Source organism: Desulfosporosinus meridiei DSM 13257 (assembly GCF_000231385.2).
GTDB classification, from domain to species: domain Bacteria; phylum Bacillota; class Desulfitobacteriia; order Desulfitobacteriales; family Desulfitobacteriaceae; genus Desulfosporosinus; species Desulfosporosinus meridiei.
The window spans coordinates 487,783-510,369 of the sequence record NC_018515.1; the positions used below are offsets into that span (position 1 = coordinate 487,783).

The window sequence follows — 22,587 nt, forward strand, 5'->3', positions numbered from 1 at the left end:
AAAGGAGATTCCTAACAGTGCATCTCTTGTTCCTAATGATAAGTGATGTAACCCTTACAACAGATACATTGTTGCCAGCACACCTGTAATAGACATAACGACGGTGTAGGGCAGAGCCAATTTCACCATTTCCATATAAGACAGGCGAATCAGGGGAGCAAGGGCAGAGGTCAACAGGAACAGGAACGCCGCCTGACCGTTTGGTGTAGCAACGGAAGGAATGTTTGTCCCCATGTTGATGGAAACTGCCAGCTTGTTGTATTGCTCCAGAGCAATCCCTCCGGCTTCAAAGGCTTTCTGCGTTTCGCTCATATAGACGGTAGCCACAAATACGTTGTCACTGATTGCCGAAAGGATACCGTTGGCGGCAAAGAAAGCAACAAGCTGATCCTGTCCTTTCAGGTGCAGTACCCACTGAATGATTGGTGTAAACAGATGTTGGTCATGAATCACCGCCACGATGGAGAAAAATACGATCAGCAGCGCAGTAAAGGGCAGTGCTTCTTCAAAGGCATGACCGATGCGTCCTTCTTCAATAACCCCGTTAAAAGCGGTAAGCAGGATAATAATCATCAGACCAATAATGCCGACTTCTGCCAGGTGCAACGCCAGGGAAAAGATCAGCACAACGCCGCATACAGCCATAATAATTAGGCGTACACGTCCGCGTGTATCCATCGCTTCATCTTTGGCCTTTACGTCATCTTCAATAACCTTTCGAACAGACTCGGGAAGTTGATAACCGTACCCCCAAAACTTGGTGACTTCAAGGGTGATGGCGGTCAGAACACCAACGATCAGTACCGGGATAGACACAGGTGCGCTGTTTAAAAAGAAATCAGCGAAGTCCCATTTCATAATGGAGGCGATGAGCAGATTTTGCGGTTCCCCAACCAGTGTTGTTGCTCCGCCCAGGGCAGTACCCACAGCACCATGCATCATTAAATTGCGCAGAAAACCACGGAATTGGTTCAAATCCTCCTGATATTTCTCATCAACAATATGATCGTGATTGATATCATAGGTGTCGAATACTTTTTCGCTGGAAGCAAACTTGTGAAAGATGTTGTAGAATCCATAGGCTACGGCGATAATCACCGCCGTTACGGTTAGGGCATCCAGGAAAGCGGAAAGAATTGCACCCAGTATAGAGAACAGGAAGGCCAGGGCGACTTTAGAGCGTACTTTGGTAAGGATCTTGGTAAACAGGTACACAAGACCTTCTTTCATAAAATAGATCCCGGCAACCATGAACATCAGAAGCAGAATGACCGGCAGGTTCAGTTCAACCTCGTGATAGATGGAATGGGGGTTAGTCAGCCCAATCACAACGGCTTCGATGGCCAGAAGTCCGCCCGCAGGGAGTGGATAACATTTTAGTGCCATTGCCAGAGTAAAAATAAATTCGACAATCAAGACCCACCCGGTAATGTACTTACCGGCGGTAAACATCAAAATAGGGTTTAACACCAGAAAAGCAAGAATTATTGTTTTGTACCAGCTCGGAGCGTGACCGAGAAAATTAGCTCTGAAGGCTTCTCCGATACCCATCTGTTTCACCTGTCTGTTACCCGTTTGTTTCATAAGCCCCTCCTCAAAAAATGTAAATTCTATATACGTTACGATGATAAAATAATTTCACAGGTCAGAAAAAACTATATTAATTAAGTCGATGTGCATTTACCTCACAATAAGCATTTAACGCCCTCCATCCGATTTTTTTAACATTCCCAAAATAAAAAGAGAGTAGTCCTAAGATGACTACTCTCCCTGAGAAGTTCCTGCTTGTAATCTGGCGATCCTAGCCTAATTTCCATGTGTGAAATTAGCAGCCTTAGACCCATGATTTTAGCGTCCTTCGCTTTCGCGAAGTTTACCCCAACCGTTTTCACAAAGTATTTAGTTGTACAATACTATACCTTTAAGTTTACAACAGATACATAGTTGCCAGTACACCTGTAACTGACATGACGACGGTGTAAGGCAGTGCTAGTTTCACCATTTCCATATAAGACAGGCGAATTAGCGGAGCAAGGGCAGAAGTCAACAGGAACAGGAACGCCGCCTGACCGTTTGGTGTAGCAACGGAAGGGATGTTTGTCCCCATGTTGATGGAAACTGCCATCTTGTTGTAATGATCCAAGGCAATGCCGCCGGCTTCAAAGGCTTTCTGTGCTTCAGTCATATAGACAGTAGCCACAAATACATTGTCACTGATTGCCGAAAGGACACCGTTGGCCGCAAAGAAAGCGACAAGCTGATCCTGTCCTTCCAGGTGCAGTACCCACTGAATGATCGGTGTAAACAGATGCTGGTCATGAATAACGGCAACGATGGAGAAAAATACGATCAGCAGCGCAGTAAAGGGCATTGCTTCTTCAAAGGCATGACCGATGCGCCCTTCTTCAATAACCCCGTTGAAAGCGGTAAGCAAAATGATAATCATCAGACCAATAATACCGACTTCTGCCAGGTGCAAGGCTAAGGAGAAGATCAGTAAGATGCCGCATACAGCCATAGCAATCAAACGGATACGTCCGCGAGTATCCATGGCAGCATCTTTGGCTTTGGCATCATCTTCCATAACCTTTCGAACAGACGCAGGAAGCTGATAACCGTATCCCCAAAACTTGGTGACTTCAAGGGTAATGGCGGTCAGGAGACCAGCGATCAGTACCGGGATAGAGACAGGTGCGCTGTTTAAAAAGAAATCAACGAAGTCCCATTTCATAATGGAGCCGATGAGTAAATTTTGTGGTTCACCAACCAGTGTTGTTGCTCCGCCCAGGGCAGTACCCACAGCGCCATGCATCATCAGATTGCGCAGAAAACCCCGGAACTGGTTTAGGTCTTCTTGGTATATGTCATCAATGATATGGTCGTGATTGATATCATAGGTGTCGAATACTTTTTCGCTGGAAGCAAACTTGTGGAAGATGTTGTAGAATCCATAGGCTACGGCTATAATTACTGCCGTTACGGTTAGGGCATCGAGAAAAGCGGAAAGAACTGCACCCATTATAGAGAACAGGAAGGCCAGGGCTACTTTAGAGCGTACTTTAGTAAGGATCTTGGTGAATAGATACACAAGACCTTCTTTCATAAAATAGATCCCGGCAACCATGAACATCAGAAGCAGAATGACCGGCAGGTTCAGTTCTACTTCGTGATAGATGGAATGGGGGTTGGTCAGCCCAATCACAACGGCTTCGATGGCCAGAAGTCCGCCCGCAGGGAGGGGATAACATTTTAGCGCCATTGCCAAGGTAAAAATAAATTCGACAATCAAGACCCACCCAGTAATGTACTTACCGGCGGTAAACATTAAAATAGGGTTTAATACCAGAAAAGCAAGAATTGTTGTTTTGTACCAGCTCGGAGCATGACCGAGAAAATTTGCGCTAAATGCCCGTCCGATACCCATCTGTTTTACCTGTCCGTTACCCGTTTGTTTCATATGCCCCTCCTCAAAAATGAAAAATTCTATATCAGCTAATAACATTATGAATGTGAATATTTACGGGTTAGTGACTTTTGTAGCATTCTATCGAATTACCACTTTTTGCATTAATAACACTGCTGAACTTGCGTATCGCTCCACAGTTCGCAAGACTAAATACTACACGATGTAAGAATTAGTCCATAGGTCAGAATAAAAATTCTACTACAATTAAGTCAATGTTCAATTACCTCCTTAACAAACACTAAATAACTACTTCGATTATTACTATTAGGCCTCGGTATAAGAATAATGCTCAATAGTAAATCAATCTACAATGCAGCAGTAGGGATGATTCTTCCTAAAACAAGAAGAGAGCAATCTAAAAAGACCGCTCTCCCCAGAGAAGTTCTGTGCTTGTAGTCTGGCGATCATAGCCCTCAAAGGTATTAGCAGCCCTTTGAATTTAGCCTTAGACCCATGACTTTAGCGTCCTTCGCTTTCGCGAAGTTTACCCCAACCGAACTTGGACTATTCAACTTTTACGGATTACAAAATCATCCGTAGTATACCAAATGTTTCTTTTAATCGTCAAGTATAATAATTGGTATTTGCTTAAGTTATTACCAAAGCAAAAGGATCATAATTACAAATTCTTATATACTACGGATAAAAGTTAAATGTAAATCAGATACTATCTTTTATTTTTGGTTTATTGATTTGATTTTCAGAGAGAACGAGAATTGAGCCGGTTCTTTTTTTATGCCCCGTTTGCAGGAAGAATTATTTTTCTTTTGTTGAAAGGGTTATGTTGTCCGGAATGTCGAATGAATGTTAATAACCAGGACGAAGTTGGCCAATGGGTCCAAAGCCTAATCGATGCGGACAACCTTCATGCTTTGGAGGCTTTTTTGTGTTAGTTGGAAAATGTAAATAGGAGAGAGCTGCCCAAAACTCTCCCCTTTTAAATAGATGTCTTATTATTGCCCCTAAAATATACTATGCTAGATCGTCCTATAAGGTTACAAGCTTGGTCTGGTTGCCTCAAGAAACTGATAATACTTGGACATAAGAGATAGGAAGACAAAGCTTCCTATAAACCAGATCCACGGGCCACCATTAATAAACACCAATAGTCCAATTTGTTTCAAAATGACCGCGACAGAACAGATAAATGAACTCCAAATTATTACATAAACCCAATAAATATATCTTTCCCTTCGTTGGGGTAGAAAGTAAATAAACAGCATTACTGCCGGTGCCCACGCTAAAATCGTCCATAGAGGGAGAATGCCGACATTAAAGGGTTCCGCATGCTGGTACCTAGTTAAATTAACAAAATGGTAGAGATGTTCAACAATAAAGTCTAAACCCGATCCCCACAATATTCCAAACCAAAATAGTTTCCTAAGTTCTTGCTTTGGAATGAAAACTAGAATTAAAAACAATAATCCAAATGCAAACGTTAAATAATAATATAGATAGGGGAGATTAAGTTTCATTATATGTAGAAGCCTCCCAAAACATGATTAGCATCTGTTGGCATTATGGTTAACAAAGGTGGGCAGGAATATACACCTCGACAGAAATCCCTTCTCTATACTTGGTCTTCACCGGGAACGGTGGGGGCTTTTTTTAAAAGATAGGACCTTTTTCCTATTTTTGATCTGTATAGAGGATAAAGACTAAGCATTGCAGAAAAAGCCAATATAAGAGCGTGTGAGAAGGTGAATTATTATTTGATCATAATTAATGAAACCGTCTGTAGGCGGATAGTCCACTACAGAAATAAATGTAATTTAACCAGAGAAGATTTAGCCTCTAATGTTGGGGTCAACTTGAAACACCTTATCAGCATAGAGGCTGGATCAAGGATTCCTCGTATAAGTGAGCTTGTACAATTGGCTGCAGGACTAGGTGTCTCAATTAATGACCTAGTTAATAACGAATAGATATCCTAGATAAACTCTGTACCTACCTTAATGTGGGAGTAGAGGAGCTGTTGGAGCATAAAAAAGACGCCGGTAATTAGTAATTAGCCGGCGCTTTGTATAGTAAATTTATCGATACCATCTAAAAGGATAAAATGTATAGAAATACGTGGAAGGGTAATAACGTGGTCGATCTCTCGAAGCAATAATTGATGGATCATAGGAAAGTAAGTCAAGTAGCATATGAACAGCTCCCCTTTTATGATATAACATAATATGGAATTTTTAGAATGTTGTGCAGGAACCCTTTTAAGATATACGAAAGGAGAGCTCATTTGCTCTCCTTTTTGGTTATCTGTATATTTAGTTCAATGACAGACCTCTCGATTAATATTTTTCAAACAAGTATATTATCGTTGAATATGTTACATCCTAACAATGGGTTAAAAGTCTTGGAATGCGCACCACAAGCCACTTTGCGCAACTATTGATAAACATATTACAAAGGAGGTTTTATAGGTGTTTAAACATGTCAAAGATATGGAATATACCGTACATGTGGATAAACCGGATCCTCGGTTTGCCGTATTATTACTTGAACAATTTGGTGGCGGCAATGGTGAACTAAAAGCAGCCATGCAGTATTTTTCCCAGAGTTTAGGGTGTAATGATCCAAAGATACGAGATTTGCTCCAAGACATTGCTGCAGAAGAATTAAGCCATCTAGAGATGGTGGGTGAGTGCCTGGCGATGCTGATTGGCCCCGTCGACAATATTCCTAAAGACTTTTCGGCAAATCATATGGCCTTACTTGGAGGCGGCCCCCTTCTGGTAAACTCTGCCGGAGTACCTTGGACGGCAAACTTTGTAAATTCCACCGGGGATCTCTATACAGATCTTTCTTCCAATGCCGGAGCGGAACTCAGAGCTAAGTTAGTTTATGAGCGTCTTCTTCAGCAAACCGATGATGCCGGTGTGAAAGATATGATTCGATTCCTATTAAGTCGTGAGGAATCCCATAATTTTTCCTTCATGCAAGCCCTGGAGACCATAAAAGGAACTGGAGTAAATAAAGACTTCCGGGATTCCGATTTCTCAAAGAAATACATGAATATGTCAACAGGTCAAGGGGACAGCAGAGGGCCTTGGAACCAAGGTAATGAGTTTTCTTATGAAGAAAACCCTAATGAGAAATATGGTGGACCTGCTCAGTATGGTAAAGACCCTCAACAAGCGGGAGCTAGGGAAGTTCAGCCTGGGTATAATGACAATACGCGGAATAACCCACAATACTCTCAACCACAGCCTAATCCAAAACATTAAATATGTCCCCAAATAGACTTTTGATAGTCAAAGAGGCTAAATGTGCAATAAAATGCCATTTAGCCTCTCGCTTTTCTGCTGGTTCGCTTCCTATTAATTTAATCTGGACTAAGGTTATGCTTTAATAAACTCGTTTTACTAACAGTCAACATGGAATGTTGAGATAAAAAAATTCAATGCCCCTAGACTGAGGATTAGTTTAATAAGTGCGACATTTAATAAGTTTGATGAACCTAGTCGTTATGACTATGGGGGTTTTTTGTATGACTAAGGGGTTCCTGTTCATGATGATGGTCATGATTGTGGCTATGGCTATGGGCAAGGCCCAGAGCATGAGCCATAGTATGTTTTCTATCAGGAAGAGCATCAAGCCAACCATTATTAGCATCCTCTTTGCTGTCTAAGAAGCCGATATAAGGCTTGATATCAAGCACGGGAGTTCCGTCATAGGCATCAATTCCGGAAATTATTAGCTCGTTGCCGTGTATTTCTTTTAGCTTAACAATACTTAAACCCAAAGGGTTGGGCCTTTTCGCAGAACGGCTGGCAAAAAGTCCAATTTCAATTTCTGGGGCCCAAGGGGGTCGGGTAAGCATTTCGATGGGTGGAGTTACTTCATTAAAGTGATAGAGCACATAGATATAGTTAAAGGTTTGTAAGGTCTCAAGAGCGCGAGTATAGTCTGGATTTAATGTAATCCAGAAATCACCGGGAGCATTGGGTATAGGCTGTTGAGGAGCATTTAGTGCGAAATATGGTGTGTGAATTGTACCAATGGATTGGAATGTAACGGTCATATTCGACTCTCCTCTCTATAGTGGATTATCGATTTTCTCTAAAACAATCCGGTGGTTAAGCAGGGTCATATCTTTTATTTTGGCTTGAATAAATTTTTGCATTCCAAAGATGTCGATAAGCTTTAAGCCGTTTTCGTAAGGTTCAATGACATCGACTGACTCCATGAACATCACTTCAGTTTCGCCTTCTTTAAGATAGGCATTAGCTTCACACATTATCGTTACTCCTTTATTTTTAAAGTATTAAATAAACAATCAAGGGTTTAGCTTACTCTAAATTAATTAGTTTGTCTCTGAAACTTAAGCTAATCTATCTATTCGACACCCAAAAATTATATCCTGCAAAAAACTGCCCAATGGCTCAATCTAAAAACAATTCAATTTATTATACGGCCTCATGTGTCAGAAGAGAGGGTGTGGTTATATTTTTTACAATCATGACAATAGCCGTAAATCTCTAGTTTATGTCCGGTAATATCAAAATCTATCTTATTCTTCAAGGTTTTCATTAGTTCTCCTATGGGACAGTCATCAATAGAAATTAATTTGTGGCAGCCCACGCATAAAAGATGATGTTTATGCTCATTGTGATTGAGTTCATAGAGAGCTTTACCATCATCTGCTCGGTTGGATTTAATAATTAAGTTCTTTGAGGCAAAGGTATCAAGGGTCCTGTAGACTGTTGATAGATCAATGGAGGCTGTCTTATCCCGTAAAGTTATAAATAGTTGTTCTGCAGTCAAAGGAAATTCGGATTCTTCCAGGAGTTCAAGGATAGCATTTCTATGGCGTGTGCTTTTAATACCCTCCCGATTAAGTAATTCCTTATATTTTGAGTTTTCGTCCAACAAGATCATTCCTTATTCTTCAATTGCTTTATTATGTTCATTTTAATCCTTTTTAATATTTTAGCAATATTTACTCGATTAATTGTTTGGCGGGGGTTCATATTGAGATATTCGCCGATAAATTGGTTTATTACTGCCATTCACCGCGATTAAGAAGTAAAATAATGGTTTACAATTATAGATAATAGAGTATAATTTATTTTAAGAAATGCAAATGCAAGGCAGTTGCAAGTAGTGGAAGGGGTATTTTTTATGTGTGTGAAGAAGCCGATGTTTCTATGGATGGTCTTGTTAAGTATGCTGGTTTTAGTGTTAAGTGGGTGTGGGTCAAATAACGAAGCTAAGCCTACTGTCAGTCAAACCACAGATACTAAGAACGAAAAAGCTATAACCATAGCTGCGTCATTCTACCCAATGTATGTATTTACGTTAAATGTGGCTAAGGATATCCCTAATGTAAATGTAGTAAGTTTAACAAAACCTACCACGGGATGCTTGCATGATTATGCCATAACCCCTGACGATATGAGAAATTTAGAAGGTGCCCAAATCTTAGTCATCAATGGAGCAGGAATGGAGTCCTTTATGGATAAAATAACAAGTCAACTTCCGGATCTGAAAATCATTGAAGCTAGCGAGGGGATTTCCTTAATCGAAGGTGAAGGGGATGAAGGGGCGAATCCCCATGTTTGGCTAAGTGTTACGGATGCCATAACCCAGGTTCAAACTATCGGGAATCAATTAGCCGCCCTGGATTCTAGTAATGCTGCAAAATATCAGGAAAATACTAAAGCTTATGTCGGGAAGCTTGAAGCATTAAGAACTAAAATGCATCAAGCACTGGATGGAGTAAAGCAACGAAATATTGTTACCTTTCACGAGGCCTTCCCTTATTTTGCCAAAGAGTTCAACTTGAAGACTGTTGGAGTAATTGAACGAGAGCCGGGTTCGGCGCCGAGTGCCAAAGAATTGAGTGAAACCATTGAGCAAATTAAGGGTTTAGAAATAAAGGCCTTATTTGCTGAACCGCAATATGATCCTAAAGCCGCCGAAGCTATTGCCAATGAGACCGGTGCTAAAGTTTATACTCTTGATCCCATCGTAACCGGGCCAATGGAAGCCGATGCTTATATTAATCTTATGGAAACAAATCTTATTACATTACAAGAGGCGCTGAAATGAAACATCCAATCTGTGTGAATTCCGATTGCAAAATTTGCGAATCAAGTTTATGCTGTACAAAAATAAATAATTTCGGGGTTAAGCGCAGCGGAATAGAAATACTGAAGAACGTAAATCTCCACATTCATTGTGGAGATTTAACCGCTGTCATAGGTCCTAATGGTGCAGGGAAAAGTACTCTCTTGAAAGCTATCTTAGGAGAAATTTCTCATACGGGAGAACTTCAATTTCTTGATGCCAACAACGGAACCACAAAGCCCTCTATGGGCTATGTTCCCCAAAAGCTGGATTTAGATTCTACGTCCCCCACCAGCGTGCTTGATTTGTTTGCCGCTGCCCATACGAATCTCCCTATCTGGTTTACTTATCCTAAAAAGATTCGTGAACGTGTCAGAGAAAGCTTAGCTCTAACTCATGGAGAGCACCTTATCAACAAACGTCTGGGAGAGCTATCAGGCGGCGAGCTGCAAAGAGTCTTATTAGCCCTGGCCCTTGATCCTGTTCCTCATCTCTTGCTGCTGGATGAACCAGTGTCTGGGATTGATCAAAAGGGCTTAGAATTATTCTATCAAACTGTTTCGACACTAAGAAAGAATTATGATTTATCCATCATTCTAGTGTCCCATGATCTGAATTTGGTAGCCGAATATGCGAATCGTGTGGCCTTCGTCAATAATAGGACCATAGAATGCTGTGGGACTCCCCAGGAAGTCTTTACTAATGAAAAAGTAATTCAAACCTTTGGTTTAGATTGGTCAAATCGTTTCCAAAGGGTGGAGAAGGATTGGGTGGCTAATGCACTTCTGGTATAGCTTAGTAGATTTATTACTTCCTTTTGACTGGATGCAGTATGGATTCATGAAGAATGCCCTGCTGGGTGTTTTATTGGTAACTCCCATCTTTGGCTTATTGGGAACTATGATCGTTAACAATAAGATGGCCTTTTTCTCAGATTCCTTGGGGCATTCTGCCTTAACAGGGATTGCCATTGGGGTGATCCTGGGCAATGCCTTTCCTCTCTTGAATATAAAACCTATTTGGTCAATGATGGTCTTTTCAGTGCTGATAACTGTTGCTATCCTTGTGGTTAAAGAAGCCAATACAGCTTCTACCGACACCATTATCGGAGTTTTTTCATCTTCGGCTGTTGCCCTGGGCCTAGTGATCCTTACTCGTAATGGGGGGTTCAATAAATATTCAGGCTATCTGATCGGGGATTTCTTGAGTATCAGCCCCGCGGATTTATTGCTGCTTGGAATCGTTTTTGTACTGGTTATCTTATTGTGGGTTCTTATATTTAATAAGCTTCTCCTAGCGAGTATGAATCCATCCTTAGCCCGCAGCAGGGGAATTAAGGTTAAACAGTACGAGTACTTATTTGCTGTTATGATGGCGGTTATCGTAACTATTTCTATCCAGTGGGTAGGAATTCTGATTATAAGCTCCCTCCTAGTTATTCCGGCGGCCTCATCCAGAAATATTGCTAAAAATATTAGACAGTATCATATCTATTCCGTGCTGATTGCCCTTGTTTCCGGACTCTCTGGGTTAATCCTATCTTACTTCTGGGGAACAGCTACGGGAGCGACCATCGTTCTGATTACATCAGGATTTTTTGCTCTTACCTTTGGTTTGAAATTAAGGCTGGGTTAGACCTCTGCCATTGTCGAAGGCACCAATAGATAATGAAAATGATCACTTGGCTCAGGCAGGCTTCTCCAAATTATTATTGACACATTGGGCTGATGTACTATAACATAATAGTAATTGAATAATGGAAGATAAAGGTGCTAGTACTGTAAGTACAGCTTAAAAGGGAAGCAGGTTAAAATCCTGCACGGTCCCGCCACTGTAATGGGAAGATGTTTCACACGAGGCCACTGGGTTTATTTCGGGAAGGCGTGAAGCATTGATGATCCAAAGTCAGAAGACCTGCCTTTGTTGACGAACCAATAACTCTACGAGCGATAGGGGGGTTCCAGTAGTAAATGTGTATTTGGGAATATACGCAGCCTCTTGCCGCTCAGCGGCAAGAGGCTTTTTAGATTTACTGGGGGAGGGTTAAAAAGATGATTGAGCAAATTATTAAAAGAGATGGCAGACACGGTTACATCAGCAGGGATCATTTTAATTGTCCTGAATGTGGGGCTAAAGCTGAAGTTTGGTCGATAGTGACAGGATATCTTAGCGGCAAAAAACTACAATTTGGGCAAGAAGGAAGAATATAACCTGAGGAAAAAATTCGTAAATTGCGGAGGCGGTTTGATGAAGATTGCAGGATTTATGAAGACATCATTTGTTGACTTTCCCGGCAAGATAGCATCTGTAGTTTTTACCCAGGGTTGTAATCTAAGCTGTAGTTATTGCCACAATGCCGATCTTATAGAAGCTAAGGAGGATTTCAGGGGTATCTTTCCTGAAGAGATTTTTCAGTGGCTTTCCAGAAGAAAAGGGCTGATTGATGGAGTGGTTATTAGCGGAGGCGAGCCGACTCTGCAAAGTAATCTTAAGGTTTTTATCGAAGAATTAAAGGCCATGAAGCTCCTTGTAAAGCTAGATACCAACGGAACAAATCCGGATATTTTGAGAACTTTGATTAGCGAGGAGTTGCTGGACTTTATTGCCATGGACTTGAAGGCTCCTCTTAACAAATATGAAGCAATTACAGGGGTGAGTGGGTTGGAGCTATGGCCAATTCGAGAAAGTGTGGAAATTATTAAAAATAGCGGGCTTGCGCATGAGTTTAGAACCACATTTTGCCCTAATCTTGATGCTGATGATATACCCTGTATTATCTTGGATTTTGAGATCACTTCAAATTATATAGTTCAGAACTGTAAGGACACTGGTTTTCAAAAAGCAACTAAGAAAAAACAAGATTTAAGAAATTTGATTATGTACAATAACAAGAGCTTTGCCTTAGCCCTGCGAGGTTTTGGAGTTAGCTGAAAGTTGAAGGACTGTTCAAAGCTATACCGTATGTTTCATCTGCGTCGATAATCCCCTTGCTATGAAAGAAGGTTAGCTTAAAGGATTTTCCTGTTTATCCCTGCCTATCCTTTGAACATGGAGAATATAGTTCTTTCCATTTTTTCGAGTGTTCAATTTAATGAAGGAAATAGAAATGGCCTGTATAGTCTTATGCTATAACAGGCCATAGTTTTGAGTTGCCTTATCTCCTTTTCTGCAGGCTATGGAAAAGAATATCAGCCCCAACAAAATTGTGACGGTCAGATCACAAAATCATTGAGGCTGAAGTAGATATATATTCCAGAAGGATCTAACTTTCCTTGGCGAGTATGAGTTATCATTGTCGCACGTAAGATGCAGGAAGGTTTTGAAAGCTTCGTGGAAAGCTCGCAAAAGAATAAAATAACCTCCGAACAGCCAAAGGCAGGAGGTTATAAATATATTACAATATCTAACCTGCCCATCCTTCGTGGGGGTTAAAGGTTCGAAACAAGCAGGTTCCTGGCTTTAGGAGTATCCTAGGCGGCTGTGTTGCGCACAGTGCAAGGCATTTTCCTACTACAGTGGCGGGACCGCGTCAGAATCAAACTGACTTCCCTATTAAACACTTTCTCTAGGCATATTTCGAGAAGTGTACTTGTTGAACATAATATTAAGCTATATAAAAGGGTAGCACAGGTTAATTTTGCTGTCAATGAATCTTACAAAGACTAAATATTTTTAGAATTATAATAAGCAGGACGAATTTTTGGTATTAAAGATTGACAAATCTAACATCTAGTGCTAGGCTGAAAAAAACTTCATACCAATAAACGAGTATACTTTTTTAAGTGAAAGTATTAATAGGGAAGTCAGTCAATCTGACGCGGTCCCGCCACTGTGATAGTGAGCGGCCTTACATGATGTCACTGGGATACTGGGAAGACGTAAGGCAGCGATGAACTTAAGCCAGGAGACCTGCTCGTTTAGATTAATCAGAACCTACGGAAGATAGGGGAGGTGTTCTTTATGTCGGGTTGTCAGCAACTTAATCCGATTAATAGAGTCAGTCATAACCCTTTACAGGTATCTGTAAAGGGTTTTTTTAGCTCTCTGAGGTGCTATCTTGTTCTTGTCTGAAGAAGTCGAACTATTAAATTACAGGGATGGGGAGAGAAACGTATGTTAGAACATGGCATTGAAGGCTATTGGGATAGGCAGGAAACCGGCAAGAGCAAATCCGTTCAAGATGATCGAGCCTGCCCTAAAAAAGAAGCTTGGAAGTCATTGTTGATTAAATATGTCGGGCGCGGAGAAAACCAGCAGGTGTTAGATGTAGGAACCGGAGATGGCTTTTTGGCAATATTATTAGCCGGGCTGGATTATTCAGTTACAGCAATATATGGGCATTCAGATAGATTGGAACAAGCTCAGAAAAACGCTCAGGCCTCAGGAAAGAACATACGCTTTTTGAAAGCCGAGGCTCATGCTATTGACCTGCCCAATGAAAGTGTTGATTTGATTGTTGCAAGAAATGCCCTGGGACTTTCCCTTCACCCGCAGGAAGTGTATCAGGAATGGTTTAGACTTTTAAAACCGTACGGTAAGGTATTGGTGTTTGACGCTAATTGGTATTTACGCCTTAACAATCCGGACTTGCAACGACAATGTAATAAGTATCGGCACCTGGCTATCAAGAAAGGTTATCAAGACAACAGCATCTTCGAGCAGCAAGTAAGCGAGGCAATTGCTCGGGGAATGCCCTTATCCTATGAAAGACGGCCACTTTGGGATCATGGTGCATTTCGGCGCTGCGGCTTTCAACAAATTGAAGTTGAGGAAAATATTAGCCCCTGGGTTTTTAGTGAACTCGAACAGATCTTGTACTATCCAACTCCAATGTTCGCTATTTGTGCGACAAAATAATGTCCGGAAGCTAATTTAAGTAAAAGTCCCAAATCTGAAGATTTGCATCAGAATTGGGGCTTTTCATTTTTGGAAGAGCTAAGCCATAACGGCACAATCTGCTTAAATTCTCTTTGTTCCTGTCTTAGTAAATAATAACTAATTGTAAGAGAAAGAAAACAGCAGGGATTCCACAATTTTTGTTGAATAAAAACTTGTAGAATGAAAAGCTAGAATATTATAAAATTGCTGAAATCCGGGAAAACTTAATAATGAGCAATGAGTATACTTTCTTGAGAGAAAGTATTGAAAAGGAAAGTCAGTTAATCTGACGCGGTCCCGCCACTGTGATAGTGAGCGGTCTTACAAAGATGTCACTGGGCCACCGGGAAGACGTAAGGCAGCGATGAACTTAAGCCAGGAGACCTGCTCATTGCAACCACGCAGAACCTACGGAAGATAGGGGAGGTGTTAAAAATGCTGACCGCACAGTGTCAATATTTATTAGTGTTTTTTGCTTCTCAACAACGTTGAGGAGCTTTTTTAGTGATCAGATTTAAGCAAACGGATTTAGGTGAAGTAAAGAGATGTGGATTAGACAAACTGGGATGTAAGTGAAAGTAGTCTATAGGTGAATACTTTAGGAATGCTAGCCAAGGGTGAAAATTTCGCAAAGAATTTAACAGGACAGGACGATTTGGGGGTTCCGGGGGTGCTTCTTCAGGTGATCAAGTTTGAGGAATGGCAGTTCAGGACACTATAAAAGCGAACCACAAACAGGAAGATAAAGTGACTTTGGGGAAGGGGGAGAGATGATTGAACAGAGCATTCACTACATTTCATCCAGCAGTAAGCTTTATATTTTTTGCAGTCATGCTAATTTTCACCATGCTTTTTTTGCATCCGGTTTTTCTGGGGTTAACCTTAATTCCCGCCCTGATTTTATCAATAATTCTTAATGGGCGTAAGGGTGTCAAGTTTAGTCTTTTATTTTACCTGCCAATGTTTTTGTTCATCAGTATCGCTAACCCCTTATTAAATCATCGCGGAAGAACCGTATTATTTTACTTGATGGACAATCCTATTACTTTAGAAGCGGTGCTTTATGGGATATGTTCAGCGGTATCCTTGATTGCAATTTTGGCCTGGTTCTCTTGTTACAATAAAGTAATTACAGCGGATAAATTTTTATATCTATTTGCTAAGATTTCTCCGGCAGTTGCCCTGCTGATTACTATGAGTATGAGAATGACTTCTAAACTAAAATATCAACTCAAGACTATTAGTAATGCTCAACATACCATAGGCTTGGATCAGAGTACTGGAAATGTTAGGGAGAGAGTCAAGAAAGGTATGAGAGTCATTTCCATACTGTTGAGCTGGTCCATGGAGGATGCCATTGAAACCGCTGATTCTATGAAGGCCAGAGGGTATGGGTTAAAAAACAGAACGACCTTTTCACTTTTTAAGTTTGATAAGCGGGATGGTTTGGTTTTGGCTGTGATCAGTGTCTTAGGGGCAATATGCTTGGCAGGGTATTTTTTAGGGTACGGTACCTTGCAGTTTTATCCCTCAATTAAGCCTGTAAATCTATCAATTCAGGCTATTGTGCTGTATTTTGTCTTTGCCGCATTGGCATTATTGCCGATTATTATTGAGGTAAAGGAGAGTTACAAATGGCGTTCTTACAAATAAAAGACTTGAGTTTTTCCTATCCCAAGACCCTGGAAAAGGCCCTCTCCAATGTGAACTTAAGTATTAACCAAGGAGAGTTTATTCTGGTCTGCGGTGTGTCCGGCTGCGGAAAGAGTACACTTTTAAGGCAGATAAAACGTGAAATCGCTCCCCATGGCACGCGGACAGGGAAGGTGTATTATCAGGGCAAAGATGTTGAGCAATTAGATCAGAAAATCTCAGCTGCTGAAATTGGCTTTGTCATGCAAAACCCTGAGACTCAACTAGTAACCGATACTGTATGGCATGAGTTGGCCTTTGGCTTGGAAAATCTGGGACTGAGTACACCTGAAATTCGCCGCAAGGTTGCAGAAATGGCCAGCTTTTTCGGCATCAATGGCTGGTTTAGAAAATCCGTGGATGAATTGTCGGGCGGCCAAAAGCAACTCCTGAATTTAGCATCAGTGATGGTCATGCAGCCTAAGATACTGATCCTGGATGAACCAACGGCTCAGTTAGATCCCATTGCAGCCCAAGATTTTCTGGCAACCATTGCTAAGATCAATCGAGAGTTAGAAGTGACCGTAATCATAACAGAACATAGACTCGAGGAAGTATTCCTGATGGCGGATAGGATTGCAGTTATGAACAAAGGAGAAGTTATCTGCTTGGAGACACCGGAGCAAACAGCTAAACTCTTAGCGAAGAGGGAGGATATATCTGGGATTTTTAAGGGGCTGCCTTCCGCGATTCGAATTTATAGGGAGTTAAGGGTGGGTGAATATTGCCCTTTGAGTGTGAGAGATGGGAGGAAATGGTTGGCAAGCTTCATGCTTCCGGAAAAGGGAGGATTAGCGAACCTTACCTTGCACCTCTTGGCAGAGGAAGTTCAGTTCCGTAAACCTGTGATTAAAGCGGAAGAAATCTGGTTTAAGTATACCAGAGAGGGTGACGATATTTTGCGTGGGTTTTCCCTTAGGGCCTACTCCGGAGAAATCCTCAGTGTGTTGGGGGGCAACGGAAGCGGTAAAACGACAATGCTGAGAGTGATTTCCGGATTACTAAAGCCCAATCGCGGGAAGATCATCATTAATGATCAGAAAATAGAGACCTATAAAACAAAAGAGCTTTATCAAAACAATCTGGTGCTTCTGCCGCAAAACCCCAAAGCCTTATTTGTTTGTGATACGGTTTTAGAGGATCTTCAAGAGGCGGGTGCTGTTCTGAGGTTGGATGTGGCTGCCCTCAGGAGTGAAATTGAGAAAATTGGCCAAGAGTTGAGGATCACAGCTTTATTTGAGCGTCATCCCTATGATCTAAGTGGTGGAGAGCAACAGAAGGTGGCTCTGGCCAAACTTTTATTATTGAATCCCAAAATAGTGTTATTAGATGAGCCGACTAAAGGCCTTGATCCCGAATCCAAGGAAGAATTAGGGGGAATCTTACAAAGGCTTTGTCATAACGATGTTGCCATAGTTTTAGTGACTCATGACATCGAATTTGCGGCTGAGTATGCTGACAAATGCGCTATGATGTTCGACGGGGATATTGTATCTGAAGGATACCCCAAGGAATTTTTTGCAGGAAACAATTTTTATACGACAGCGGCAAACCGAATGGCCAGAGGAATTTGCCCAACGGCGGTGACCTGTGAGGATGTGGTTGAATTATGCAGGGCATACTCAGCCTTCAGCCCGGATGCAGGAGTTCAGGCCTAGAAGCGAGTCTCAGCTCAACTCCGGTTCTTACATGTATAGGCCGGCAATGGCCTTAGCCACAGGGATTAGGAGCAATTGTCCCATAAGAGTCCCCAGTAGTTTTGAGCTCATTAAAATAACGACGAGGGCCTTGACATCCGCATAGGGACGATTTCCCTTCAAAGCCTGATCGGTAATAATTGCTGATTTAGGGTCAATAAAAAGCATGAAAATAATATTTGCGGCTGTGTTAAGTACTCCTGCTGAGGCTGAAGCAGCCAGGCGGTGCTGAGGGTCGACAAGTAATGTGGCATAATAAGCCGACATTACTCCAATAGTATAAATCCCTGTTACCAGGATATTGAGGACTATCAAGTTAATCGGTATTTTACGATAAGGCAGATGATTGACCATTGCTCTGGAAGGCAGGGTAATACTGTTAATAAATCTCCGCATACTGCCCCATCTTAAAGCATCGATAACTATTGATGGCACAGAGGCTAAGTGTTCAAGCTTGGCTACAGCTTGAGAGAAGTTTTTCAGAAAAGTAGGAGTAAGAATTATACCGAAAAGGGTGCCGGCAGTTGCTAGAAAAATGACCCTGCGGATAATTGGAAGAGGATCGATACTGTGACTTATTGAGCTATCCATCAAAGCTCCGATTAAAGGAACTTGCAGGGTATGAGCAACGAGAGATATTAAATAAAATAAGTTAAAGAGTGAGGTAGAGAGGGAGAATTGTCCGCTTTTGATAAAATTAAGCCGCACAGAGTAAGCAAATGTATCGATGATGTGAATTATTAAGGTTAAGAAATACAATTGATATAGGTTGCCCTGCACTTGCCCACCCCCACCTTAATATGACTATGTGAGATAGAGGCTGGAAATACTCTTGGCAGCGCATAGGGCGGGCAACAACCGAATCATTCTGATGCGTAAATGTAGCTTTGCATACAATATTTTAAAAATTATAATAAAAATTAAAAAATTTTGTAAAATCAGAAAGGTATTTTAAAGTTTTTGTAGAATATAGAATTATAGATTATAGAATATAGAAATAGAGTATTAAGAAAGTAATGAAAATATTGGGACCATGGAGGTCTGGCACTGGGATATAGTCAGCTCCATGGTTCTTTTAACCTAAAATTATATGAAAAGAGGTTAGGCTATGGGACAAAGAACACGAACACAGGAGACAGAAGATCGCAAACAATCGTTGTACGCTAAAAAATCAGAGATTTTAGGGAAATATATGTCGGATAGAGAAAGACGCTCTCGCTGGCTAGTCCAGCTTATGGATATTGAAGATGAGCTGGAGGAATTATCCCCATCGTCAAGAAAAAGAGACTTTTAAGATATTTTTTCAATGATAATTCGGTGGTTGAGCAAAGTCATAGCTTTGATTCTGGCAGGAACAAACATCTGTCTGCCAAGGATGTCCATTAGATTCACGCCGTTCTCACAGGGTTGAATGCTATCTACCGACTCCATGATCAGGACTTCCTTTTCCCCATCTTGGAGATAAACGTTAGATTCACACATTACAATCATCCTCCTTCAAGCTATAAAAAGACCATGGAGGTCTTGACTCGACTTAATGTCAAGTCAAGACCTCCATGGTTCTTTTTTATTGTATATTTGTGATTATTCTATTCCACAAAAAGTGGATAATTCCTTCTCGCAATTGTTGGATTTTTGAAGAAGTGTTATTTGGCTATTCAAGTATCTTTTAAGGAAAATTTTCCAAAACAAGCAGGGGTTTCAAAGCTAATGACGAATACTACTAAGGAAATTATAAGGAAATTAACTAGTGTATTTAAGACCATGGAGGTCATTAGGCGGCATAAGGCGCCTATGATTTCTATGGTCTTTTTAGGTATTTAAGAAATAGAGGTGATGCCGATATCTTAGCAGAGGAGACATAAAGGCATGTGCAGAATGTAGGTGCTGGCAAATCAGGAAGGGGATTATAAAATGAGTAAAAAAATCATAAAAGATTGCGCTCGGTTGCTATGTTTACTGTTGGTCGGGATGGCTTTGTTGGGTTGCTCAGCAGGGCCGGGCAGCAATAAGGCGGAGACAGATCAGCCCGCAGTAAGCGCACAGGGAACAGTCAATTCGGAAATGCAAACTGTGACAGATCTAGTGGGGCGTGAGGTCCATGTAAAAATTCCGGCTCAAAGGATTGTGGCAGTTGGGCCGGGGTCCTTAAGGCTGGTTGCTTATGCGGAGGGAACCAAGGGGGTGGTTGGGATCGAGGATATGGAAAAGAAAGTCCCCACGGGCAGGCCTTATATGTTTGCTTATCCGGAACTAAAGTCCTTGCCTACCATTGGGCAGGGCGGGATAGATACGGTGCCGGATGAAGAAGCGTTGCTGAGCGTTAAGCCGGATGTCATATTTATCGCCTATCTGGTGGACAAAGCTAAGGCAGATAATCTGCAGAAAAAGACTGGGATTCCTGTCGTGGTTTTGAGTTATGGGCCCTTGGCAACCTTCAATGAGAAAGAAATCTACCAGTCCTTGGATCTGGTCGGCCAGATTATCGGAACACAACAACGGACTGCAGAAGTCATTAATTATGTTAAGAAGAGTCAGCTGGATCTGGCAGAGCGCACTAAGGGTATAGCAGACGCTGATAAACCCAAGGTCTATGTAGGTGGGTTAGGAGTGAAAGGAACCCAGGGCATTGAAAGTACTCAAGCCAAGTATCCTCCGTTTATGAACATTGGAGCTCGGAGCGTCGTCGATGAAACGGGAAAAAGCGGCAGTTTGATGATTGAACGGGAAAAGCTGGTGAGCTGGGATCCTGACATTCTCTTTATTGATGAAGGCGGGTACAGTAAAGTGCTTGCCGACGCTCAGAAAAACCCGACATTTTATCAATCTCTAAGGGCTGTCAAGAACGGGCAGGTCTACGGTCAGATCCCCTATAATTTTTATACTACTAATATTGATACAGCCCTGGCAGATGCCTATTATGCCGGGAAGGTGATTTTTCCGGAGAAGTTTCAGGACATTGACCCGGTTAAAAAGAGTGAGGAAATCTACACCTTTCTCTTAGGTAAACCTGTTTATGAAGAGATGGCCAAAGATTATGGCGGCTTTAAGAAACTCGATTTAACTCAACCCTAAGAGAAGTTAAATCTGCTCAGGTCAAAAAATGATGTTAGACAAGAGATTGAGTTTTAACTATTAGTGGACTAAAAGGACAAAAGGAGAGAGCAGGATGAGTCATAAAAAAGCCTATTTTGATGAGAAGGCAGCCAAGTGGGATACTCTAATTGAAGATGAGGTAATACTCAGGTTAAAAAATATGGTAGAAGAGCTGGCCTTGCCCCCGGGCTGTAAGGTGCTGGATCTGGGGACAGGCACGGGAGTACTGGTTCCTCTGCTGATCGAAGCCGTGGGTTCAGCCGGAAATGTGGTGGGGCTAGATTTTGCTCCCCAGATGCTGGCAGAAGCTAGAAAAAAATATCAGTACCCTAACTTAGAGTTCATAGAGGGAGCTGCGGAGGAGATTCCCTTGACAGATCAGGCAGTCGACGAAGTGGTGTGCAACTCAGCTTTTCCCCACTTTGATGATCTGAGGCGCTCTGCTCAGGAAATGGCTCGCGTTCTGAGACCCGGAGGGCGAGTTACTGTCATGCATCCCCACAGCAGAGAGTATATTAATAATCTCCATGTGTCGCTGGGTGGTGCAGTCCAAAACTGTCTGCTGCCGGAGGAGAAGGAGATGAAGTCCATCTTTGCTGAGGCGGGGTTTGCAGAGATCACCTTGGAGGATGCTCCTCAGGGTTATTGCTTATCGGGAAGGAAAGCATGAGCTGGTTAAGGGAAAAGACTGGGACAAAATCAATGAAAGGGTTTGCGAAGGTTTAGGGACGGCAAACAAGGGATTTACTTCCGGAGGGAATTGAATGTAGATGGGATTAATGCGTTGGTGAGAGAATGGAGATTCTCTTGACTGGCGCATTTTCTCTTTGGCAAAAATAGAAAAAAATAACAGCAAGCTTACAAAAACGTAATCAGCGCTTAATACTAGTGTTATACAATTAAGAAAAATTTTCGGAGGTGTAAATAGGAATGTTCAAAAGAAGCCATTCCAAAGGTCTCGCGTTTATCGTTGTTATCGGCACATTACTTATATCCCTTTTAGCTGCTCAGCCGAATCTGGGGATAGCCAAGTCAGCCAAGGAGGAGGTCTATCAAGGAAAAACCCCAAAATATGTTTTTATGTTTATCGGAGATGGCATGAGCTATGCCCAAGTCAGCAGCGCGGAAATGTATCTGGGGGAAAAATCTCTGCCCGGAAAGCTTTCTCCTGAGCAATTGAGCTTTACTAAGTATCCTGTTCACGGGGCCCTTATGACTCAGGATTCTTCTTCCTTTATTCCCGATTCTGCTTCAACGGCTACTTCTCTCGCTTCAGGTCAGAAAACTTTGTCCGGCGTCATAAATATGGATGAGAGTAAAACCAAGACTTACACACCCATCACGGAAGATTTAAAGGCTAAAGGCTATAAGATTGGGATTGTAACCAGTGTTCCCATCACCCACGCTACTCCCGCGGCTTACTATGCTAAGGTCAGCAATCGAAATGATGCCTATGAAATTGGCAAACAACTGGCAGCCAGTGGCTTTGATTATTTTGGCGGCGGCGATTTTGATCAAAAAAAGGTCCTAAGGGCACCGATCAATCTATCTATGAAATAGTCGAGAAAGCCGGCTATACCATAGCCAATACTAACGAAGAAATCTTGGCTTTAAATAACCGTTCAGGCAAAGTTGTGGCTATTGATCCAGATGATTATGGCTTAGTCTCCATTGAGGGCTCTTTGT

The 22,587-nt window shown here is 41.8% G+C and carries 22 protein-coding genes and 6 riboswitches; of the genes, 15 read left to right on the forward strand and 7 right to left on the reverse strand.

The window, feature by feature from the left end; all coding sequences use genetic code 11:
- Positions 1-54 precede the first annotated feature (54 nt).
- The gene (gene nhaB, locus DESMER_RS02265) at positions 55-1,584 is read right to left on the reverse strand and encodes a sodium/proton antiporter NhaB (RefSeq protein ID WP_014901445.1); all 1,530 of its coding nucleotides are present in this window, start codon (positions 1,582-1,584) and stop codon (positions 55-57) included.
- A gap of 199 nt (positions 1,585-1,783) precedes the next feature.
- A riboswitch (cyclic di-GMP riboswitch) is annotated at positions 1,784-1,888 on the reverse strand.
- 39 nt (positions 1,889-1,927) lie between these two features.
- Entirely contained in the window at positions 1,928-3,457 is a 1,530-nt protein-coding gene (gene nhaB, locus DESMER_RS02270) for a sodium/proton antiporter NhaB (protein WP_014901446.1), read from the reverse strand.
- A gap of 397 nt (positions 3,458-3,854) precedes the next feature.
- Positions 3,855-3,965, reverse strand: a riboswitch (cyclic di-GMP riboswitch).
- Positions 3,966-5,166: 1,201 nt separating this feature from the next.
- Between nhaB (DESMER_RS02270) and DESMER_RS02280 the strand changes: the two genes are divergently transcribed.
- The 3 genes from DESMER_RS02280 (at position 5,167) to DESMER_RS02285 (ending at position 6,693) form a co-directional block, all read left to right on the forward strand.
- Complete coding sequence (locus tag DESMER_RS02280; RefSeq protein WP_242831033.1) at positions 5,167-5,391, forward strand: helix-turn-helix transcriptional regulator; 225 nt, start codon at positions 5,167-5,169, stop codon at positions 5,389-5,391.
- Between the two features lie 2 nt (positions 5,392-5,393).
- Positions 5,394-5,471: a helix-turn-helix domain-containing protein gene (locus DESMER_RS24885; protein ID WP_427854278.1), complete on the forward strand. Its 78-nt coding sequence runs from the start codon at positions 5,394-5,396 to the stop codon at positions 5,469-5,471.
- Between the two features lie 418 nt (positions 5,472-5,889).
- Positions 5,890-6,693 carry a manganese catalase family protein gene (locus DESMER_RS02285; RefSeq protein WP_014901450.1) on the forward strand — a complete coding sequence of 268 codons (804 nt, stop codon included), beginning with the start codon at positions 5,890-5,892 and terminating at the stop codon, positions 6,691-6,693.
- Positions 6,694-6,926: 233 nt separating this feature from the next.
- Here the strand turns inward: DESMER_RS02285 and tsaA are convergent, their stop codons facing one another.
- The 3 genes from tsaA to DESMER_RS02300 form a co-directional block, all read right to left on the reverse strand.
- Entirely contained in the window at positions 6,927-7,490 is a 564-nt protein-coding gene (gene tsaA / locus DESMER_RS02290; protein WP_014901451.1) for a tRNA (N6-threonylcarbamoyladenosine(37)-N6)-methyltransferase TrmO, read from the reverse strand.
- Between the two features lie 15 nt (positions 7,491-7,505).
- Positions 7,506-7,706, reverse strand: coding sequence for a CooT family nickel-binding protein (locus tag DESMER_RS02295; RefSeq protein WP_014901452.1), 201 nt, complete (start codon positions 7,704-7,706; stop codon positions 7,506-7,508).
- Between the two features lie 179 nt (positions 7,707-7,885).
- Positions 7,886-8,347 carry a Fur family transcriptional regulator gene (locus tag DESMER_RS02300; RefSeq protein ID WP_085931651.1) on the reverse strand — a complete coding sequence of 154 codons (462 nt, stop codon included), beginning with the start codon at positions 8,345-8,347 and terminating at the stop codon, positions 7,886-7,888.
- A gap of 243 nt (positions 8,348-8,590) precedes the next feature.
- On the opposite strand from DESMER_RS02300, the gene DESMER_RS02305 reads away from it, so the two are divergent.
- The 8 genes from DESMER_RS02305 to DESMER_RS02335 all read left to right on the forward strand — a co-directional run bounded on the left by DESMER_RS02305 (position 8,591) and on the right by DESMER_RS02335 (position 17,766).
- Complete coding sequence (locus tag DESMER_RS02305; RefSeq protein ID WP_174278159.1) at positions 8,591-9,520, forward strand: metal ABC transporter substrate-binding protein; 930 nt, start codon at positions 8,591-8,593, stop codon at positions 9,518-9,520.
- Positions 9,517-10,332, forward strand: a complete 816-nt coding sequence (locus tag DESMER_RS02310; protein WP_014901455.1) for a metal ABC transporter ATP-binding protein — start codon at positions 9,517-9,519, stop codon at positions 10,330-10,332. Before DESMER_RS02305 ends, DESMER_RS02310 begins: the two co-directional genes overlap by 4 nt.
- Positions 10,316-11,173 carry a metal ABC transporter permease gene (locus DESMER_RS02315; RefSeq protein ID WP_014901456.1) on the forward strand — a complete coding sequence of 286 codons (858 nt, stop codon included), beginning with the start codon at positions 10,316-10,318 and terminating at the stop codon, positions 11,171-11,173. The genes DESMER_RS02310 and DESMER_RS02315 overlap by 17 nt, the downstream gene beginning before the upstream one ends.
- 115 nt (positions 11,174-11,288) lie before the next feature.
- Positions 11,289-11,474: riboswitch (cobalamin riboswitch) on the forward strand.
- Between the two features lie 115 nt (positions 11,475-11,589).
- Complete coding sequence (nrdD, locus tag DESMER_RS23855; RefSeq protein WP_162471111.1) at positions 11,590-11,748, forward strand: anaerobic ribonucleoside-triphosphate reductase; 159 nt, start codon at positions 11,590-11,592, stop codon at positions 11,746-11,748.
- Between the two features lie 37 nt (positions 11,749-11,785).
- A complete protein-coding gene (locus DESMER_RS02320; RefSeq protein WP_014901457.1) occupies positions 11,786-12,469 on the forward strand; it encodes an anaerobic ribonucleoside-triphosphate reductase activating protein in 684 nt (227 codons plus the stop codon).
- A 496-nt stretch (positions 12,470-12,965) separates the two neighbouring features.
- Positions 12,966-13,146, reverse strand: a riboswitch (cobalamin riboswitch).
- Positions 13,147-13,287: 141 nt separating this feature from the next.
- A riboswitch (cobalamin riboswitch) is annotated at positions 13,288-13,469 on the forward strand.
- Between the two features lie 182 nt (positions 13,470-13,651).
- The gene (locus tag DESMER_RS02325; protein WP_014901458.1) at positions 13,652-14,395 is read left to right on the forward strand and encodes a class I SAM-dependent methyltransferase; all 744 of its coding nucleotides are present in this window, start codon (positions 13,652-13,654) and stop codon (positions 14,393-14,395) included.
- Positions 14,396-14,638: 243 nt separating this feature from the next.
- Positions 14,639-14,822, forward strand: a riboswitch (cobalamin riboswitch).
- 368 nt (positions 14,823-15,190) lie between these two features.
- A complete protein-coding gene (locus DESMER_RS02330; RefSeq protein ID WP_014901459.1) occupies positions 15,191-16,069 on the forward strand; it encodes an energy-coupling factor transporter transmembrane component T in 879 nt (292 codons plus the stop codon).
- Positions 16,051-17,766 carry an ABC transporter ATP-binding protein gene (locus tag DESMER_RS02335; RefSeq protein ID WP_014901460.1) on the forward strand — a complete coding sequence of 572 codons (1,716 nt, stop codon included), beginning with the start codon at positions 16,051-16,053 and terminating at the stop codon, positions 17,764-17,766. Before DESMER_RS02330 ends, DESMER_RS02335 begins: the two co-directional genes overlap by 19 nt.
- A 27-nt stretch (positions 17,767-17,793) precedes the next feature.
- Here the strand turns inward: DESMER_RS02335 and DESMER_RS02340 are convergent, their stop codons facing one another.
- Positions 17,794-18,585 carry a lipid II flippase Amj family protein gene (locus DESMER_RS02340; RefSeq protein ID WP_014901461.1) on the reverse strand — a complete coding sequence of 264 codons (792 nt, stop codon included), beginning with the start codon at positions 18,583-18,585 and terminating at the stop codon, positions 17,794-17,796.
- A gap of 328 nt (positions 18,586-18,913) precedes the next feature.
- Between DESMER_RS02340 and DESMER_RS02345 the strand changes: the two genes are divergently transcribed.
- Positions 18,914-19,099: a hypothetical protein gene (locus DESMER_RS02345; RefSeq protein WP_014901462.1), complete on the forward strand. Its 186-nt coding sequence runs from the start codon at positions 18,914-18,916 to the stop codon at positions 19,097-19,099.
- On the opposite strand, the gene DESMER_RS02350 is transcribed toward DESMER_RS02345, so the two are convergent.
- Entirely contained in the window at positions 19,096-19,287 is a 192-nt protein-coding gene (locus tag DESMER_RS02350) for a CooT family nickel-binding protein (RefSeq protein WP_014901463.1), read from the reverse strand. The two genes, DESMER_RS02345 and DESMER_RS02350, sit on opposite strands and share 4 nt — an antisense overlap.
- Before the next feature lie 432 nt (positions 19,288-19,719).
- Between DESMER_RS02350 and DESMER_RS02355 the strand changes: the two genes are divergently transcribed.
- From DESMER_RS02355 to DESMER_RS02365, 3 genes are all read left to right on the forward strand, one after another.
- Complete coding sequence (locus DESMER_RS02355; RefSeq protein WP_014901464.1) at positions 19,720-20,880, forward strand: iron ABC transporter substrate-binding protein; 1,161 nt, start codon at positions 19,720-19,722, stop codon at positions 20,878-20,880.
- A 94-nt stretch (positions 20,881-20,974) separates the two neighbouring features.
- Positions 20,975-21,571, forward strand: a complete 597-nt coding sequence (locus DESMER_RS02360; RefSeq protein WP_014901465.1) for a class I SAM-dependent methyltransferase — start codon at positions 20,975-20,977, stop codon at positions 21,569-21,571.
- Positions 21,572-21,831: 260 nt separating this feature from the next.
- Positions 21,832-22,461 (forward strand): alkaline phosphatase, encoded by a 630-nt coding sequence (locus DESMER_RS02365; RefSeq protein ID WP_052314826.1) that lies wholly within the window; start codon positions 21,832-21,834, stop codon positions 22,459-22,461.
- Positions 22,462-22,587 lie beyond the last annotated feature (126 nt).

What these genes read in the sequence shown, in the direction of transcription:
- DESMER_RS02360 (WP_014901465.1), top strand. Translation starts at nt 20,975, where the DNA reads ATGAGTCATAAAAAAGCCTATTTTGATGAGAAGGCAGCCAAGTGGGAT.
- DESMER_RS02315 (WP_014901456.1), top strand. Translation starts at nt 10,316, where the DNA reads ATGCACTTCTGGTATAGCTTAGTAGATTTATTACTTCCTTTTGACTGG.
- DESMER_RS02365 (WP_052314826.1), top strand. Translation starts at nt 21,832, where the DNA reads ATGTTCAAAAGAAGCCATTCCAAAGGTCTCGCGTTTATCGTTGTTATC.
- DESMER_RS02295 (WP_014901452.1), bottom strand. Translation starts at nt 7,706, where the DNA reads ATGTGTGAAGCTAATGCCTATCTTAAAGAAGGCGAAACTGAAGTGATG.
- nhaB (WP_014901446.1), bottom strand. Translation starts at nt 3,457, where the DNA reads ATGAAACAAACGGGTAACGGACAGGTAAAACAGATGGGTATCGGACGG.
- DESMER_RS02320 (WP_014901457.1), top strand. Translation starts at nt 11,786, where the DNA reads ATGAAGATTGCAGGATTTATGAAGACATCATTTGTTGACTTTCCCGGC.
- DESMER_RS02325 (WP_014901458.1), top strand. Translation starts at nt 13,652, where the DNA reads ATGTTAGAACATGGCATTGAAGGCTATTGGGATAGGCAGGAAACCGGC.
- DESMER_RS02350 (WP_014901463.1), bottom strand. Translation starts at nt 19,287, where the DNA reads ATGTGTGAATCTAACGTTTATCTCCAAGATGGGGAAAAGGAAGTCCTG.
- nhaB (WP_014901445.1), bottom strand. Translation starts at nt 1,584, where the DNA reads ATGAAACAAACGGGTAACAGACAGGTGAAACAGATGGGTATCGGAGAA.
- DESMER_RS02345 (WP_014901462.1), top strand. Translation starts at nt 18,914, where the DNA reads ATGGGACAAAGAACACGAACACAGGAGACAGAAGATCGCAAACAATCG.
- DESMER_RS02305 (WP_174278159.1), top strand. Translation starts at nt 8,591, where the DNA reads ATGTGTGTGAAGAAGCCGATGTTTCTATGGATGGTCTTGTTAAGTATG.
- nrdD (WP_162471111.1), top strand. Translation starts at nt 11,590, where the DNA reads ATGATTGAGCAAATTATTAAAAGAGATGGCAGACACGGTTACATCAGC.
- DESMER_RS02300 (WP_085931651.1), bottom strand. Translation starts at nt 8,347, where the DNA reads ATGATCTTGTTGGACGAAAACTCAAAATATAAGGAATTACTTAATCGG.
- DESMER_RS02355 (WP_014901464.1), top strand. Translation starts at nt 19,720, where the DNA reads ATGAGTAAAAAAATCATAAAAGATTGCGCTCGGTTGCTATGTTTACTG.
- DESMER_RS02335 (WP_014901460.1), top strand. Translation starts at nt 16,051, where the DNA reads ATGGCGTTCTTACAAATAAAAGACTTGAGTTTTTCCTATCCCAAGACC.
- DESMER_RS02310 (WP_014901455.1), top strand. Translation starts at nt 9,517, where the DNA reads ATGAAACATCCAATCTGTGTGAATTCCGATTGCAAAATTTGCGAATCA.
- tsaA (WP_014901451.1), bottom strand. Translation starts at nt 7,490, where the DNA reads ATGACCGTTACATTCCAATCCATTGGTACAATTCACACACCATATTTC.